The sequence below is a fragment of the Bradyrhizobium diazoefficiens USDA 110 genome (assembly GCF_000011365.1).
GTDB lineage: Bacteria > Pseudomonadota > Alphaproteobacteria > Rhizobiales > Xanthobacteraceae > Bradyrhizobium > Bradyrhizobium diazoefficiens.
The window spans coordinates 5824178-5838785 of record NC_004463.1 but is presented as its reverse complement, the minus strand read 5'-3'; the positions used below and the strand labels follow the sequence as shown (position 1 = coordinate 5838785).

Below are 14608 nucleotides of genomic sequence, written 5' to 3'. Positions count from 1 at the left end.
TGATTCCTATTTTGACGCGTTTTCTTAACGCGAACCGGCATCCACTTCGCTTGAAAACGCTTTACTTGCCGACCAGGCTGCACTTGCTGCGGTCGAGCGGGCGGAAGGCCTGGTCGGGCGGGATCGTCGCGACCAGCTTGACGAAATCCCACGGGCCTTTCGACTCTTCCGGCGTCTTGACCTGGACCAGATAGAGATCGTGCACCATGCGCTGGTCCTCGCGGATGCGGCCGTTGGTGGTGTAGGCATCCGACACCGGCGTCGCCTTCATCTTGGCCATCACGATCGCGCTGTCGTCCGTATCGGTGTCCTTGATGGCCTGCAGATAGTGGCGTACGGCGGAATAAACCCCGGCCTGGATCTGTGAGGGCATCGCCTTGCGGCGCGCATAGAACGCATCGGAAAATTTCCGCGCCGCCGGCGAGATATCCTCGAAGAACGAGGTCACGATAAGGTCGCCGCGCGTGGCCTTCAGGCCGACCGCTTCGATGTCGACATTCTGGAACGACATCGGCACGATCTTCATGCCCTGCGCGGCGAGCCCGAATTCTTCGGCCTGCTTGATCGCGGTGGCGTTGTCGCCGGCGACGTTGATCGCCAGGACCTTTGCGCCCGAGGACTGCGCCTGGAGTAGGAACGAGCTGTAGTCGGGCGTGCCGAGCTGGGCTTTAACGCCGCCAGCAACCTTGCCGCCAAGCTCGGTGATGCGGGCGCGAGCGGTCGCCTCGATCGAATGGCCGAAGGCGTAGTCGCCGGTGATGAAGAACCATGGCTCCTTGCTGGTCTGCATGATGCCGGAGACCACGGCAGTCGCGGTGGAGTAGGCGTCCTGGGTCCATTGCACGCTGGTCGGCGCGCAGGCCTCATCCGTGAGCTGGTTGGCGCCGGCGCCGGAGACGAGGAAGATCCTGCCGTTGCCGCGCACCAGCTCCTGCACCGCGAGCGCCGCGCCCGAGCTGCCACCGTCCGCGATCGCCTGCACGCCGTCGCTGAACCATTTTCGCGCGAGTGAGCCTGCAAGGTCCGGCTTGTTCTGGTGATCGGCCTGCAAAATCTCGATGGGCTTGCCGTTGATCTTGCCGCCGAACTCCTCCGCCGCCATTCGCGCCGCCTCGACCGAGCCCGGACCCATGGCGGTGGCGAAAATCCCGTTCATGTCGGTGAGGACGCCGATCCGGATGGCGTCGCCTTTGATCTCGGCGCGTGCGGCGGTGCCTGCGAGCGCCAGCGTGATCAGCAGGATAGCGGCGGAGGTCGTGCGGTGAGTGGCCATGGCGTTTCCTGATTTTGTTGTCGTTTTGATTGAGCGACGTTGGCGGTCACTCCGGTTCGGCGATGACCTTGTTGCGCAAGGTTCCGATGCCGGAGATCTCGACCTCGACGGTGTCGCCGGGGCGCATCCACAACGGCGGCGTGCGCTTTGCGCCGACGCCGCCGGGCGTGCCCGTGACGATGACGTCGCCGGGGACCAGCGGGCAGATCGTCGAGATGTAGGCGATCAGCCCGGGGATGGCGGTGATCAGGAGATCGGTGGTGGTGTCCTGCACCACCGTGCCGTTGAGCCGGGTCTGCAAGGTCAGCTTTGACGGATCGGGAATTTCGTCCGCCGTCACCAGCCATGGGCCGAAGCTGCCGCTTTCGGCAAAGGTCTTGCCGGAGAGGAACTGGCTGGTGTGGCGCTGCCAGTCGCGGACGCTGCCTTCGTTGTAGCAGGAATAGCCGGCGATGTGGTCGAGCGCGCGGTTCGCGGGGATGTGCCGGCCTTCCTTGCCGATGACGAGCGCAAGCTCGCCCTCATAGTCGAAATCGTCGCTGACTTTCGGCTTCACGATCGGCTGGAGATGGCCGACCTGGCTGCAGGGGAAGCGAACGAAGAGTGCGGGCTTCTCGGTGACGATACGTCCGGTTTCAGCGACATGGTCGCGATAGTTCAGGCCGACGCAGATGATCTTGCCGGGATCGGGGATGACGGGCGCGAAGCTGACCTTGTCGAGGGCATGATCGGGCGCGGCGGACGCGACGAGCTTTGCCGCCTCGGCGACGCGACCGGCTTCGAGCAGCTGCCGCAGTGTCGTGCAGCCTGCCATGCGCGCGCCGAGATCGACGACGCCGTTGTCCTTGACGGCCCCGAAGGAGGTGCGGCTGTCGACGATGAAAGAGAGCAGCTTCATGAGATGTCCTTGGAAAGCGGGTTCGGTCAAGCCGCGGACGGCACGCGGGTTGGGGGAGTAACGGCGGCGACGAGTCGTTCGAACTCGGAATCGTTGCGGGCTGTGCCACGCACATAGCGGTCGGGACGGACCAGCGCGGCGATGATGCCGTGCTCACGCAGCCAGTGCCCGACGCCCTGGGCTTCGTCGCCGGTCAGGATTGCGATCCCGGCCGGCGACGAGACAAGACGCGATGGCAGCGCGGCCGCGCTCTCGACAAGCAGCACATGGCTGTAGCCGGTCCGGTCATCGCTGCGGCGACCGTCGTTCAGCTCGAACTGCGGTGCGAGATGCCCGGCCAGCGGCAGGCCGCCGAGCGCGAGCCCGGGGCCGAGCAGGGGCTTTTTCACCTCGAGTTTCACGGGCGCGTTGTCGCGCGCTTCGCCGGCGGCAAGGCCGGCCTCGATCGCCTTGGTGTTGATGATGCCGCCAAGGCGAATGGCGAGCTCGATGAACTCCCGCACATGCGGCTGGCGCTCGCTCTGATAGGTCTCCAGCAGATCAGGCGCGGCGCCGTCGCGGATGATCGCGCCGAGTTTCCAGGCAAGGTTGGCGGCATCGCGGATGCCGGCGCACATGCCCTGTCCGAGGAAGGGTGGGGTCTGGTGTGCGGAATCGCCCGCGAGCAGCAGCCGTCCGCCCCGCCATTGCTGCGCGATCACGGAATGAAAAGTATAGACAGCGGCGCGCTCGATCTCGGCGTCGTCGGGCGTGATCCAGCGCGACAGCAGCTCCCAGACCTTGGCCGGCTGCGCCACATCTTGCGAATCCTCGTCCGGCAACACCGTGATCTCCCAGCGCCGCCGGGTGCCGGTGCCGCGGACATAGGTCGCCGGCCGCCGGGGGTCGCAGTGCTGGATGCTGTAGTCGCCGAGGTCATCGCGGTCGCGCTTGAGCAGCACGTCGATCACCAGCCAGCGCTCGTGAAAGCCGAGATCGTCCATGCCGGAGCCGATGAAGCGGCGCACCAGAGAGCGGGCACCGTCGCAGCCGACCACATAGCCGGCACGGACTTCACCAAGCGTCCCGTTGGCAAGATCCTCGTAGCGGACGCGCACGCCAGTCTCGTCCTGATCCAGCGCGAACACGTCGCAGCGGTTGCGCAGGGTGACATGCGGCCAGCGCGCAAGGCCATGGATCAGCACGTCCTCCAGATCGGGCTGGTGGAAGCGATAGCTGAGATTCCATCCCATCGGCGTGAGCGTCTGCGGGCGCGACCAGTCCAGCAGCATCCGGCCGCCGGCGTCGAGAAAGAGCATCCCGGGGCTGAGGATGACATGCGGCAGGATCGCGTCGGCGAGGCCGATGGTCTGGAACACGCGCATGCATTCGTCGTCGAAATGCACCGCGCGCGGCAGGTGATAGGTCCGCGCCTCGCGCTCCAGTACCAGCGTCCGCACGCCGCACAGTCCGAGCAGATTGGCCAACGTGGCGCCAACCGGGCCGCGGCCGACGATCACGACATCAAACTCTTCGGGGGTGGACTTATGTTGCATGGGGCTATCTCTTCCCCAAGCCGCGCCGCAGCATCAATGCCGTCGCGCCAAGTGTCCGCCCAGCGGACGGACCCCGCTAGACCTCGACCGGGATGGCCGATGCCGTTTCCTGAAGCTGTCCTGCAAATTGCGCCACCGCTTCTTCAATTCCGAGGGCCGAGCGGATCCAGATGATGGAGATGCAGCCGAACACGGCGCCGTTGCGCACGATGGGGACCGCGATCGAGGCCGTCTTGGGATTGTACTCGCCCTCGCTGCGGATGGCGTAGCCGCGGGCTTGCGTCTCGGCGATCATGCGGTCGAGGCGGCCTTCGTCGAGGAAGGGGCGATCGTCGGCCTCGTCGATGCGTCGCAGATGATTGACGATCAGGTTGCGCTCGCGCGCAGGACAAGCGGCGAGATAAGCGCGGCCCGCGGACGTCCGCAACATCGGCAGGCGCTTGCCGATCATGCCGCGGTCGATCGAGAGCGGGCTGCGGGAGTGCGTGGTTTCCTGCACCACCATCGCGGCGTTCTCGTAAGTCGAGAGATCGACCGGCCAGACGAGGTTCTTGCTGAGCTCGGCGAGATAAGGCGCCGCCGCCTGGCAGATCACCACGCCGGGATCGTAGCCGTCGCCGAGACTGAGCGCGCGCCGGGTCACGCGAAAGCGGTCGTCGCTGGCGCTGCGGGCGACATAGCCAAGTTCCTCCAACGTCTCGAGCAGGCGATAGACGGTCGGGCGAGGCAGGTCGAGTGCGCGGGCGACGTCGCCCGCGCGGCTGCCGCCGGACCGGTTGATCTCGTGCAGCACGTCCAGCCCACGCTTGAAGGCGCGGACGCCCTCCGACTGCCGCGGCGCTCCGGTCCGCGTCCGCTCCTTGGACACTTCGCATTTCCTCCCTTGTGCCGTTTCGCTCCGCGGCTATCGTCTTCGCAAACGAGAAGCGATTGCGGACGCCACCGTAGGAGCGTGCGCGGCCGGTATCAAGTTCGCCGCAGTGCGGCGGGTGCGATGCCCTCGGGAGGACGTCGATGGAAATCACCGCGCTCGGCTATGTCCGGATCAATTCATCCCAGCTCGATCAGTGGGGCCACATGGCAACCCGGCTGCTCGGCATGCAGCAGGTCGATCGCGGCGGCAAGATGCGCGCCTTCCGCATGGACGATCGCAAGCAGCGGCTGATCGTCGACGGCAGCAGTGATGCCGGGCTGGCGGTGATGGGATGGGAAGTTCCCTCAACCGCCGAGCTCGATCAGTTAGCCGGGCGGCTGGAAAGCCACAGCGTGAAGGTGACGCGCGGCTCGCGCGCGCTCGCCGACGAACGTCATGTGGCCGAGCTGATCACGTTCGCCGATCCCGCCGGCAATCGGCTTGAGGCCTTCTGCAAGCCGGAGCTTGCAACCGAGCCGTTCAAGCCGGGGCGGCCGATCTCGGGTTTTCGTACCGGCGCGCTCGGCATGGGGCACGTGGTGCTGAACGTCGAGGACGTCGAGCCGCTGTTGCCGTTCTACCGCGACGTGCTCGGCTTCCACGTCTCCGATTTCGGGCTCAAGCCCTATGGGCTCTATTTCTTCCACGTCAACGGCCGCCACCACAGCTTTGCGATGGTAGGCTCCGGACGGAAGGCGCTGCATCATTTCATGGTCGAGCTCGGCAGCCTCGACGATGTCGGGCAGGGCTACGACCTCGCGCAGCTGGATGACGGCCGTATTGCCTATACGCTGGGGCGGCACACCAACGACCACATGACCTCGTTCTACGTGAATACGCCCTCGGGCTTCTTCATCGAATATGGCTGGGGCGGCCGCGTCATCGATCCCGAGACCTGGCAGCCGCACGAGACCTTTGACGGCCCGTCGCTATGGGGCCACGAGCGGCTCAACATGCCGGAGGAGCAGCGCAAGCGCCTGCGCGACATGAGGCTGGACGCCGCGGCCCGTGGCGTGCGCGTCGCCGACCCGCGTGTGCCGCCGCTGAACTGCGCATGGCTGGACGCGGTGGTCGCGCGCGAATGATCCGCCGCCAGGCGGGAGAGCGCAAGCGGCGATCAGGCCTTGCCGAGATCGACCTGCGTCAACAGTCCCTGACGCAGCGCCAGGCGGACCAGCTCGATGTCGGAGTCGACGCCGAGCTTGTCCTTGATCAGCGAATGCAGGTTTGCCACCGTCTTCGGGCTGACGTGGAGCGTCTCGGCGATCTCCTCCGTCGACTCCTCGGCCAGCAGCAGCCGCAGCACCTCGAACTCGCGCGGCGTGAGGACGTCGGCAGCCGAGCTCTCGCCGCTGATGCGGCTCAGTGCGAGTTCGTGGTCGATGTCGGGGCTGATGGCGATCCGGCCCGCGAGCACGTCCATCACCGCGCGCACCAGCGTTTCGGGCGGACTGGTCTTGGTGACATAGCCCCTCGCGCCGGCGCGGATCGCCTGCACGGCAAAGCCCGCATTCTGGTGCATGGTGAAGACGAGGATTCTCGCGCCCTTGTCCCACTGCCTGATCCGCCTGACAGCCTCGATGCCGCCGATGCCGGGCATGCTCAGATCCATGATGACGAGGTCGGGCGCCACGGATTTGAAGAGACGGTAGGCCTCCGCGCCGTCGGCGGCTTCGGCGACGACGCGCAGGCCCGGCTGCTTCTGGAGCACCGAGCGATAGCCTTCGCGGACGACGGAATGGTCGTCGACCAGCAGGATGGTCGCATCGCCCGCGCTCATGCCGCCCGCTCCAGCACCGGCCGATCGGCCGCGACAGGGATGGTGACGCGCAGCGCAGTGCCGCCATGCGGTCCGGCCTCGAAGCTCAATTTGCCACGCAGGGCCGCGACGCGCTCGCGCATGCCGAGCAGGCCCATTCCGGATTTCGCGGCGGGATCGCTCGACCGTCCGTCGTCGTCGATCGCAAGCGCGATCTCGTCGGCACGCATCGTCAGTTCCAGACTCACCTTGGTTGCGCCGGCATGCTTGGCGGCGTTGGTGAGAGCCTCCTGCACGATGCGATAGAGGCTGGCGCTGATCGCGGCCGGCAGGGTCTCGAAGGCGCCGTCGAAGCGGATCGCAAACCGCGTCTCGCCGCGGCTGCGACCGTTCCAGCCGGCGACCAGGCCTTCGAGGCTGGCGACCAGCCCGAGCTCTTCGACATCGGGCGGACGCAGTCTGAACAGCGTGCCGCGCAGCATCTCCATCATGCCGGTTGCGGTCCGTGCGATGCCGTCGCACTCGGACAGCAGGGAAGGGCAGTCCTGCACGGCGGTCTGGCGGGCGGATGCGGCGAGCGCGCGGATGGCGGCCAGTGACTGGCCGAACTCGTCGTGCAGCTCGCGCGCGAGATGGCGGCGCTCCTCGTCCTGGAGCGCGATCAGCTTTCGCGTCAGCTCGCTGCGCTCGGCAAGCGCGGTGTCGAGGCTTTCGGCGAGATGGTTGAAGACGTCGCGGATGGCGGAGAGCTCGGCGAGGTCGAACGGCGGCAGCCGCGCGGTGAGGTCATTGGCGGCGATTCGTTCGAGGCCGGTGCGGATCATGCGGGTGGGGCGCAGCGCCCGCGCCAGTGCCGCATAGACCAGTGCGCAGAGCAGCGGCAGTGCGATCGCAAGCGCAATCATCAGGCGGCCGGCCTCGTGCCATGCCTCCGCCGTCTGCACGGCCGGATCGACCGAGACCACGGTCTCGCCGAGCTTCGCTCCGCGCACGATCACTGGCCGCGCTGCCTCACGGCCGGGGTCGAACAGGCTGCGATAGAAGGCCGCGAAGACCTGCGGCGGCGGGTTTGCCGGAGTAGGCGCGCCACTGCAGAACCGCTGGAGTATCTCGCCGTTCGCGCCACGGAATGCCAGGCACAGGCCGGGCGTCATCACATAGGCCGATACGGGGTCAAGGTTGGGGAAGTCCGAGCGCGGGTTCGCCACCCACTGGACCTTGCCCTGTTGCAGCTCCAGCGACTTCGCCACGATGGCGGCGATACCGTCGATGCGCGCATGCGCCTCGCGATCAGCCGTTACAAGGAAATAGGCGGAGATCGCGGCGAAGCAGGCGGCCGATATTGCGGCCACGCGCAACGTCAGACGGACCTTGAGATCGAATCTCGGGCGGTTCCACATCGGCAGGCACCTGGCGCGAACGGGTTTGTCGCCACCGCATTAAACGGCAGAACGCAAGCGGCGGAAAGCGCTGTGCTCTACCGCAGTGCAACGTCGTGAAAATTTCCCGGCGTTCGCCGGGACGGGCACGGTTGCATGGCGAGAGGCGGCCATCCAGATTTTCGCGCCGCTCCGTCACACGAGGCCCGCTCATGCACCTGTCCCGGTTGATCTGCTCTGCTTTTCTCCTTGTCGTCCTCCCGGCGGCCTATTCGCCAGCCGGTGCCGGGGCGGCCATCGGCGTTGCCATGGACGATTTCAGCTATACCGATACGTCGGCCGAGCCGGCCAACCAGACCGCCGCCCATGAGCGGCGGCTGTCGGCGTTCATGGCCGCGCTCAGGCGCGATATCAGTGCGGACGGCCGCTACCGGCCAGTGCCGTCGGCGCAGGACGGCGCGGCCTTCAAGGTTATCGGCGGCATCCAGAAGACGAGCACGCTGGTGCAATGGGCCAAGGTCGCCGTGATCGACGTCGGCGCGAAGAGGCTCGTGATGGACAAGCTCTACACCTTCCGCGGCGACAATGATGAATCCTGGGAGCGCGCCGAGATTTTTGTCTCCCGCGAGGTGATGGCCGCGCTCAGCACGCCGGCGCCGGTCGCGCTGGCGGTGTTCGATTTCGAGCTCGAGGACACGACCGCAGCTTCGGCGGGCGCCTCGGCCGCTTCGGATGCGTCATACCTGGCCGAGGTCACCGGCAGCGTGCGTGAGGCCCTGGGCCAGTCCGGCCGCTACCGTATCGTCGATATCAGCGGCGAGGCGGTGAAGGCGCGTGCCTTGCGCGACTGTGGCGGCTGCGAGGCCGCGATTGCGCAAAAGCTCGGCGCGGACCAGTCGCTGATCGGCGTGGTGCGGCGGGTCAGCCGCACCGAATACACGCTCGGCTTCCAGCTCCGCGATGCCAGGACCGGGGCGGTGCTGGCGCGCGGTGACAGCGGCCTGCGCATGGGCGCGGACTATTCCTGGAAGCGCGGCGCCGTACGGCTGGTCAGCGACCGGCTGATCGAGAGCCAGGCAAAGCCCTAGAACGACAGCTGCACCTTCATCGACTGCGAACGGTCGCTGGCAAGCTCGAAGGCGGCGACCGCGTTCTCGAACGGCATGGTGGCCGTGATCAGCGGCTTGACGTCGATCAGGCCTTCGCCCATCAGCCGCACCGCGAGCTCGAACTCGGGATCGAAGCGGAAGGTGCCGCGGAGCTGCAATTCCTTGGCGACGATGGAGTTGATCGGCAGCGTCATCTCGCCGCCGAGGCCGAGCTGCACCAGCGTGGCGCCGGGCCTGAGCACGTCGAGCGCGGTGCGGAGCGCAGCCTGGTTGCCGGAAGCCTCGAACAGCGTGTCGAACACGCCCTTGCCGGCGCGCCAGGGATCGAGCGCGGTGGCATGGGTCGCGACGTTGATGGCGTGGGTGGCACCGAGCTTTCTGGCGACCGCCAGCGGCGCGTCGGCGACATCGGTCACCACGATCTCGGACGCCCCGCCGAAACGCGAGACCAGGATCATCAGTGCACCGATCGGGCCGCAGCCGGTGATCAGCACGCGCTTGCCGAGGAGGGGGCCGGCCTGCTTGCCGGCATGCAGGCAAACCGCGAGCGGCTCGGCGACCGCGGCCTCGGCCAGCGACAGCTCATCCGCGATCGGTACGGCCTGCGTCGCATCGATCGTGAGGAACTCGCGAAAGCCGCCCTGCACATGGGGAAAGCGCATCGCGCTGCCGAGGAAGCGCATGTCGAGGCATTGGTTGCGCATCCCCTCCTGGCAATGCAGGCACTTGCCGCACGGCTTGCTCGGATTGACGGCGACGCGCGTGCCCGGCTTCACGCTGGTCACGCCGTCACCGACGGCCGCGACCACGCCGGCGATCTCATGGCCCAGCGCCATCGGCTGCTGGATGCGCACGACGCCGAAGCCGCCGTGATGGTAGTAATGCAGGTCCGAGCCGCAGATGCCGCCATTGGCGATCTTGACGCGGACCTCGCCCGGGCCGGGTGCCGGATCGGGATAGCTGTCGATCCGCAGGTCTTTCGGGGCGTGAATGACGACGGCGCGCATGGTCTCTTTCCCTTAGCGTTTCGCGATCACATCGCGGCGATCATGCCGCCGTCGACATAGATGATCTGGCCGTTGACGTAAGTGGAGGCGTCCGACGCCAGGAAGATCGCCGCGCCGACCAGCTCGTCCGGTCTGCCCCAGCGCTTGGAGGGGATGCGGCCCATCAGCCAGTTGTTGAAATCGGTGTTGTTGACCAGCGCCTCGTTCATGTCGGTCAGCATGTAGCCGGGGCCGATCGCATTGGCCTGGATGCCGTGCTGGGCCCATTCCACCGCCATCGAGCGGGTCAGGTTCTTGATGCCGCCCTTCGCTGCCGTGTAGGGCGCGATGGTGGGACGTGCGAGCTCGCTGCCGAGCGAGCCGATATTGATGATCTTGCCGCGCTTGCGCGGGATCATGCGCTTGCCGGCCTCGCGGCCGATCACGAAGGCGCTGGTCAGGTCAGTCTCGATCACCTTGCGCCATTCGTCGGTGGTGAACTCGACCAGCGGCTTGCGGTGCTGGATGCCGGCATTGTTGACGAGAATGTCGACCTCAATGCCCTTCTTGTCGAAGTCGTTGAAGGCGGCGACGATCGCCGGCTCGTCCGTTACGTTGAAGGCTGCGCCTTCGGCCAGGTAGCCGGCGGCGCGAAACTCGGCGACGGCCTGCTCGACGCGCTTGGGATCGACGCCGTTGATGATCAGCCTGGCGCCGGCCTTGGCCATGCCCTCGGCGATGGCGCGGCCGAGCCCGCGGGAGGAGCCGGTCACGAGCGCGGTGTGGCCGGAAAGGTCGAAAAGGGCGGTGCTCATCTCAAGAAATCCTCAGACGTTGGAGCGGCGCACGGTGAGATCGCTGCGGTCGAATACCGCAGGCAGCAGGTCCACGCCAAGGCCGGGGCCTTCCATCGGGAAGACATAGCCGTCCTTGATAACAGGCATCGTGGTGACGAGCTCGTTGTACCAGCCCTTGTAGAAGGCGCGCACCGATTCCTGGATCAGCGTGTTGGGCTGGCTGAACGACATGTGGATGGCGGCGATGAAGCCGATCGGGCCGATGCAATCATGAGGAGCAAAGGGCCGGTGATAGGTCTCGGCCATCGCCGCGATCTTGCGGCCTTCGGTGAGGCCGCCGGTCCAGCACAGATCCGCCATCACCACATGCATGGCGTCGCGGTCGAGCATGTCCTTGTAGGGGAAGCGCGAGCCCAGCGTCTCGCTGGCGCAGACCCAGACGTCGGTCGAACGCGCATATTCGGCGAGCGCCTGCGGCGAGTTCATGCGGATCGGGTCTTCGTACCAGGTCGGCTTGTAGGGCTCGAGCGCGCGCGCGATCTGCTTGGCGGTCGGCAGGTTCCACAGCGAATGGAGCTCGACCATGATCTCCATCTTGTCGCCGACCGCCTTGCGGATCTTCTCGAACGGCTCGATCGCCCGTTTCATCTGCGCAGCGGTGATGTAGAGCCCCTTGTTCTCCTGGGCCGCCGGATCGAACGGCCAGATCTTCATTGCGGAGATGCCGCTCTCCAGAAGGCTTTCGGCGAGCGCGTCGGCGTGGTGCATGAAGCCGTCGAGGTCCTCATAGGGACCCTTGGAGGCACCGAGATTCCAGTTCGCGACCGGGCTGATATTGGTGGAGCGGACATATTGCGTGCCGGCGCAGGTGTTGTAGATGCGCTGCTTGTCGCGGCAGAGGCCGCCGAGCATCTGGTGTACCGGCTGATTGCAGACCTTGCCGAACAGGTCCCACAGCGCGATGTCGATCGCTGAAGCGGCGCGATACTCGACACCGGTCGAGGATTGCGCCATCGGCAGGTTCAGCATGTCGCGGTGGATCGCTTCGATGTGCAGGGGATTGCGGCCGAGCAGGCGGCCGGCGAACGTATCGTGGATCTGCGCTTCGACCGCGCCCGCGCCATAGAAGGTTTCGCCGAGACCGATCATGCCCGTGTCGGTGTGGACGCGCACCCAGATGACGTTGGAAAATTCCTCGGTGCGCAGCGTCTCGATCGACGTGATCTTCACGGCAACAATCCTCCCATCACAGGCGCCTCGCGCCTGAAGTCTCATTTCGCACTGCAGCATGCTGCAGGTCGCGCCGAAGTCTTACGCCTGCTTGTAATATATCACAACATGTTTTAAGGGTGCCACAAATAGGCGCCACCCAGCAATGAGAGCGCGGCTGACAGGAGGACGACATGGCACGGCGCAAGCGCGCGCTCGAGGTGGTGAGAAACGAGGACGACGGCGAGGGCAAGCCCTCCCGGCGCAACCGGCTCAACTTCTTCGAGCTGGCTTACCAGAGGATCGAAGAGCTCCTCGTCCACTGCGAGCTCAAGCCCGGACAATTCATGACGATGCTGGAATTGCAGCACATCACCGGCTTCGGTCGCACACCGGTGCATCACGCCGTCAATCGTCTGTCCGCCGACACGCTCATCATCATCCGTCCGCGCCACGGCCTGCACATCGCGCCGATCGATCTTGCGCGCGAGCGGATGCTGCTGGCCTTGCGCCGTGACATGGAGCGCTTTGTCGTCCGGCTCGCGGCCGATCGCGCCAGCCTGTCGCACCGTAATCAGGCGCTGCACATCGAGCGCCTGCTGCGCGAGCGCCGCGCCACCCTGACCCTCGACGAATTCAATCACATCGACCGCCGCATCGATGCGCTGGTGCTGGAGGCGGCCGGCGAGCCGTTCCTGGTGCACACGCTGCGGCCGCTGCACACGCTGTACCGCCGCATCGGCTACATCCACCACCGCTTCATGCCGGGCCAGGCCGATCTTTCCGGCACGATCGACCATCATCTCGCCATTCTCGCAGCCGTCGCCAGCCGCCGCGTCGATGACGCCGTGAAGGCGAGCGATGCGCTGATCGACTACATGGGCGAGATGTTCACGGGCATGGAGGCGGGGATCGACCCGCGCCTACTCGACTGCAGCATCGAGCCGCTGCTCGGCGCGTAAAGAGTTCTGGAGAAAGGAAGAAGAATGTCGACGATGGCGATGCCACAACCGACCGCGAGCGAAGCCGCGGTCCGCTACCTGATCACGAACTACAGTCCCAAGGGTAACAAGGTCGGCTGGCTGATGATGGCCTCGATCCTCGTCGAGGCCTGGGATCTCTATTCGATCGCCTTCGTGCTGATCTTCATCAAGGAGCAGTACAATCCCGATCCGCTGATGCTGGGTCTTGCCGCCGCCGGTACGCAGGGCGGCGCGTTGATCGGCGCGCTGCTCGGCGGCTGGCTCTCCGACAAGATCGGCCGCCGCGTCATGTTCCTGGTGACGATGGTGCTGTTCATCGTGCTGGCGCTGGCGCAGGCTTTCGTGCCGACCGTCGGTTGGCTCGTCGTGATCCGCTTCCTGCTCGGCATTCCGCTCGGCTCCGATATCTCGACCGGCTACACCTACATCATGGAATCCATGGCCAAGGGTGAGCGCGAGGTCATGGGCAACCGCTGGCAGTTCATGTTCGCAGTCGGTGAAGTGCTCACCATCGGCGTCATCGTGATCTTCCTGCTGATCGACATGCAGCACGAGATGCTGTGGCGCGTGACGCTCGGCCTTGGCGCGGTGCCGGCGCTGATCATCCTGATCATGCGTCATGACGTGCCGGAGACGGCGGTGTGGCTGGTGCAGAAGGGACGCTACCGCGAGGCCAAGCAGGTCGCGCGCGAGATGTTCAACGACAATCTCGACATGCTGCCGGACCAGGATGTGGTGGTTCCGAAGACCAGCACGCGTGCGTTCCTCGCCGACCTCAAGAAGGATCCGATCCGCTGGCGCGCCACGGTCTACGGCTGGATCGCTTGTTTCACCCAGGCGAGCGAGTTCTCGACCTTTGCGTTCTACCTGCCCGTGCTGTTCGTGATGGTCGGTGTGTCGAGCGTGCTCGGCATCAATCTGGTGACGATGGCGCTGTTCTCCTTCGCCGCTCTGTCCGGGTGGGTCGGGCCGCTGTTGACGCCGAAGATTGGCCACCGCGGCATCGCGATCGCCGGCTTCTCGATCGTGATGGCCTCGTTGCTGGTCGCGGCCTTCGCGCTTTACACCGACAACAAGATCCTGCTGCCGTTCGCAGCGGCTGCCATGTTGTGGGGCCATTACTGGGACGCGTCGAACTGCATGACGATCCCGACCATGGTCGCCAAGCCGAAGTACCGCGGCACCGCCAGCGGCTTCGCCTACATGTTCGTGAAGCTGCCGTCGTTCCTGGCGATCTTCCTGTTCCCGACGGTATTCGCTGCGATCGGGCAGGCGAATGCCACGCTGATGGTCGCGATCTTCCCGCTGATCGGATTGCTCGCCGCCATCTTCATCCTGCCGGAAGTGTACGGCTACGAGAACGACTGAGGATGCGCTGCCCGGTCGCGGCCGTTATGGCCGCGATCGGGCTTTTCCAGCTACGGGCTCAGGAAGACGGGATCGATCCCGGTCCCATGGCTGAGCAGGCCGATGGCCTGAAGCTGGGCGGCGTGCAGGTCGATTTCCACGATGGCGAACAGGGCCAGCAGCGCCACGACGGAGAAGACGAGCAGGGGATGGGATGTCTCCCCGCGGCCTTCAGCGGGCGCGATGAAGCTCCGGATTTCGCGGCGCAGGGAAAAGCTCTGCGGCAGCGCCTTTGATTGAATCTGCATGATGAACCTTCCTTGCCGCGGCATGTCTTGCGCGACAAGTGAACTCTAGCCGCGGTAGCCCCGCCGGCATTGATGCACCGCAAACAATTGCACTTGATTGGTCGGCGGTTCG

At 65.9% G+C, this 14608-nt stretch carries 14 protein-coding genes; 4 read left to right on the top strand and 10 right to left on the bottom strand.

Going from position 1 to position 14608, the window contains the following annotated elements:
- Positions 1–61 precede the first annotated feature (61 nt).
- From BJA_RS26665 to BJA_RS26650, 4 genes are all read right to left on the bottom strand, one after another.
- A complete protein-coding gene (locus tag BJA_RS26665) occupies positions 62–1273 on the bottom strand; it encodes an ABC transporter substrate-binding protein (protein ID WP_011088042.1) in 1212 nt (403 codons plus the stop codon).
- Between the two features lie 46 nt (positions 1274–1319).
- The gene (locus tag BJA_RS26660) at positions 1320–2171 is read right to left on the bottom strand and encodes a fumarylacetoacetate hydrolase family protein (RefSeq protein WP_011088041.1); all 852 of its coding nucleotides are present in this window, start codon (positions 2169–2171) and stop codon (positions 1320–1322) included.
- Between the two features lie 26 nt (positions 2172–2197).
- Positions 2198–3706: a bifunctional 3-(3-hydroxy-phenyl)propionate/3-hydroxycinnamic acid hydroxylase gene (locus tag BJA_RS26655; RefSeq protein WP_011088040.1), complete on the bottom strand. Its 1509-nt coding sequence runs from the start codon at positions 3704–3706 to the stop codon at positions 2198–2200.
- Between the two features lie 76 nt (positions 3707–3782).
- A complete protein-coding gene (locus BJA_RS26650; RefSeq protein ID WP_011088039.1) occupies positions 3783–4574 on the bottom strand; it encodes a DNA-binding transcriptional regulator in 792 nt (263 codons plus the stop codon).
- Between the two features lie 146 nt (positions 4575–4720).
- On the opposite strand from BJA_RS26650, the gene BJA_RS26645 reads away from it, so the two are divergent.
- The gene (locus BJA_RS26645; RefSeq protein ID WP_038967091.1) at positions 4721–5704 is read left to right on the top strand and encodes a VOC family protein; all 984 of its coding nucleotides are present in this window, start codon (positions 4721–4723) and stop codon (positions 5702–5704) included.
- 32 nt (positions 5705–5736) lie between these two features.
- Here the strand turns inward: BJA_RS26645 and BJA_RS26640 are convergent, their stop codons facing one another.
- Positions 5737–6399 (bottom strand): response regulator, encoded by a 663-nt coding sequence (locus BJA_RS26640; protein WP_011088037.1) that lies wholly within the window; start codon positions 6397–6399, stop codon positions 5737–5739.
- The gene (locus tag BJA_RS26635) at positions 6396–7778 is read right to left on the bottom strand and encodes a sensor histidine kinase (protein WP_011088036.1); all 1383 of its coding nucleotides are present in this window, start codon (positions 7776–7778) and stop codon (positions 6396–6398) included. Before BJA_RS26635 ends, BJA_RS26640 begins: the two co-directional genes overlap by 4 nt.
- 191 nt (positions 7779–7969) lie before the next feature.
- Here BJA_RS26635 and BJA_RS26630 point away from each other — a divergent pair, with 191 nt between their 5' ends.
- Entirely contained in the window at positions 7970–8845 is an 876-nt protein-coding gene (locus BJA_RS26630) for a DUF3280 domain-containing protein (RefSeq protein WP_038967092.1), read from the top strand.
- Here BJA_RS26630 and BJA_RS26625 read toward each other — a convergent pair.
- Genes BJA_RS26625 through BJA_RS26615 form a run of 3 tightly spaced genes read right to left on the bottom strand, consistent with a single transcriptional unit; the run spans position 8842 to position 11879 of the window.
- Entirely contained in the window at positions 8842–9873 is a 1032-nt protein-coding gene (locus BJA_RS26625; protein ID WP_011088034.1) for an L-idonate 5-dehydrogenase, read from the bottom strand. The two genes, BJA_RS26630 and BJA_RS26625, sit on opposite strands and share 4 nt — an antisense overlap.
- Positions 9874–9899: 26 nt before the next feature.
- Positions 9900–10667: an SDR family oxidoreductase gene (locus tag BJA_RS26620; protein WP_011088033.1), complete on the bottom strand. Its 768-nt coding sequence runs from the start codon at positions 10665–10667 to the stop codon at positions 9900–9902.
- Between the two features lie 12 nt (positions 10668–10679).
- The gene (locus tag BJA_RS26615; RefSeq protein WP_038967093.1) at positions 10680–11879 is read right to left on the bottom strand and encodes a mandelate racemase/muconate lactonizing enzyme family protein; all 1200 of its coding nucleotides are present in this window, start codon (positions 11877–11879) and stop codon (positions 10680–10682) included.
- 173 nt (positions 11880–12052) lie between these two features.
- Here BJA_RS26615 and BJA_RS26610 point away from each other — a divergent pair, with 173 nt between their 5' ends.
- Together BJA_RS26610 and BJA_RS26605 are read left to right on the top strand one after the other, a co-directional pair.
- Positions 12053–12820, top strand: a complete 768-nt coding sequence (locus BJA_RS26610; RefSeq protein WP_011088031.1) for a GntR family transcriptional regulator — start codon at positions 12053–12055, stop codon at positions 12818–12820.
- A 24-nt stretch (positions 12821–12844) separates the two neighbouring features.
- Positions 12845–14209, top strand: a complete 1365-nt coding sequence (locus tag BJA_RS26605; RefSeq protein WP_011088030.1) for an MFS transporter — start codon at positions 12845–12847, stop codon at positions 14207–14209.
- Between the two features lie 50 nt (positions 14210–14259).
- On the opposite strand, the gene BJA_RS26600 is transcribed toward BJA_RS26605, so the two are convergent.
- Positions 14260–14496: a hypothetical protein gene (locus tag BJA_RS26600; protein ID WP_028171463.1), complete on the bottom strand. Its 237-nt coding sequence runs from the start codon at positions 14494–14496 to the stop codon at positions 14260–14262.
- Positions 14497–14608: the final 112 nt, after the last annotated feature.

Bases quoted from the DNA above. Each gene is read 5' to 3' on its own strand.
- BJA_RS26635 (WP_011088036.1), bottom strand. From the start codon at position 7,778: ATGTGGAACCGCCCGAGATTCGATCTCAAGGTCCGTCTGACGTTGCGC.
- BJA_RS26600 (WP_028171463.1), bottom strand. From the start codon at position 14,496: ATGCAGATTCAATCAAAGGCGCTGCCGCAGAGCTTTTCCCTGCGCCGC.
- BJA_RS26610 (WP_011088031.1), top strand. From the start codon at position 12,053: ATGGCACGGCGCAAGCGCGCGCTCGAGGTGGTGAGAAACGAGGACGAC.
- BJA_RS26645 (WP_038967091.1), top strand. From the start codon at position 4,721: ATGGAAATCACCGCGCTCGGCTATGTCCGGATCAATTCATCCCAGCTC.
- BJA_RS26625 (WP_011088034.1), bottom strand. From the start codon at position 9,873: ATGCGCGCCGTCGTCATTCACGCCCCGAAAGACCTGCGGATCGACAGC.
- BJA_RS26655 (WP_011088040.1), bottom strand. From the start codon at position 3,706: ATGCAACATAAGTCCACCCCCGAAGAGTTTGATGTCGTGATCGTCGGC.
- BJA_RS26605 (WP_011088030.1), top strand. From the start codon at position 12,845: ATGTCGACGATGGCGATGCCACAACCGACCGCGAGCGAAGCCGCGGTC.
- BJA_RS26620 (WP_011088033.1), bottom strand. From the start codon at position 10,667: ATGAGCACCGCCCTTTTCGACCTTTCCGGCCACACCGCGCTCGTGACC.
- BJA_RS26630 (WP_038967092.1), top strand. From the start codon at position 7,970: ATGCACCTGTCCCGGTTGATCTGCTCTGCTTTTCTCCTTGTCGTCCTC.
- BJA_RS26660 (WP_011088041.1), bottom strand. From the start codon at position 2,171: ATGAAGCTGCTCTCTTTCATCGTCGACAGCCGCACCTCCTTCGGGGCC.
- BJA_RS26665 (WP_011088042.1), bottom strand. From the start codon at position 1,273: ATGGCCACTCACCGCACGACCTCCGCCGCTATCCTGCTGATCACGCTG.
- BJA_RS26640 (WP_011088037.1), bottom strand. From the start codon at position 6,399: ATGAGCGCGGGCGATGCGACCATCCTGCTGGTCGACGACCATTCCGTC.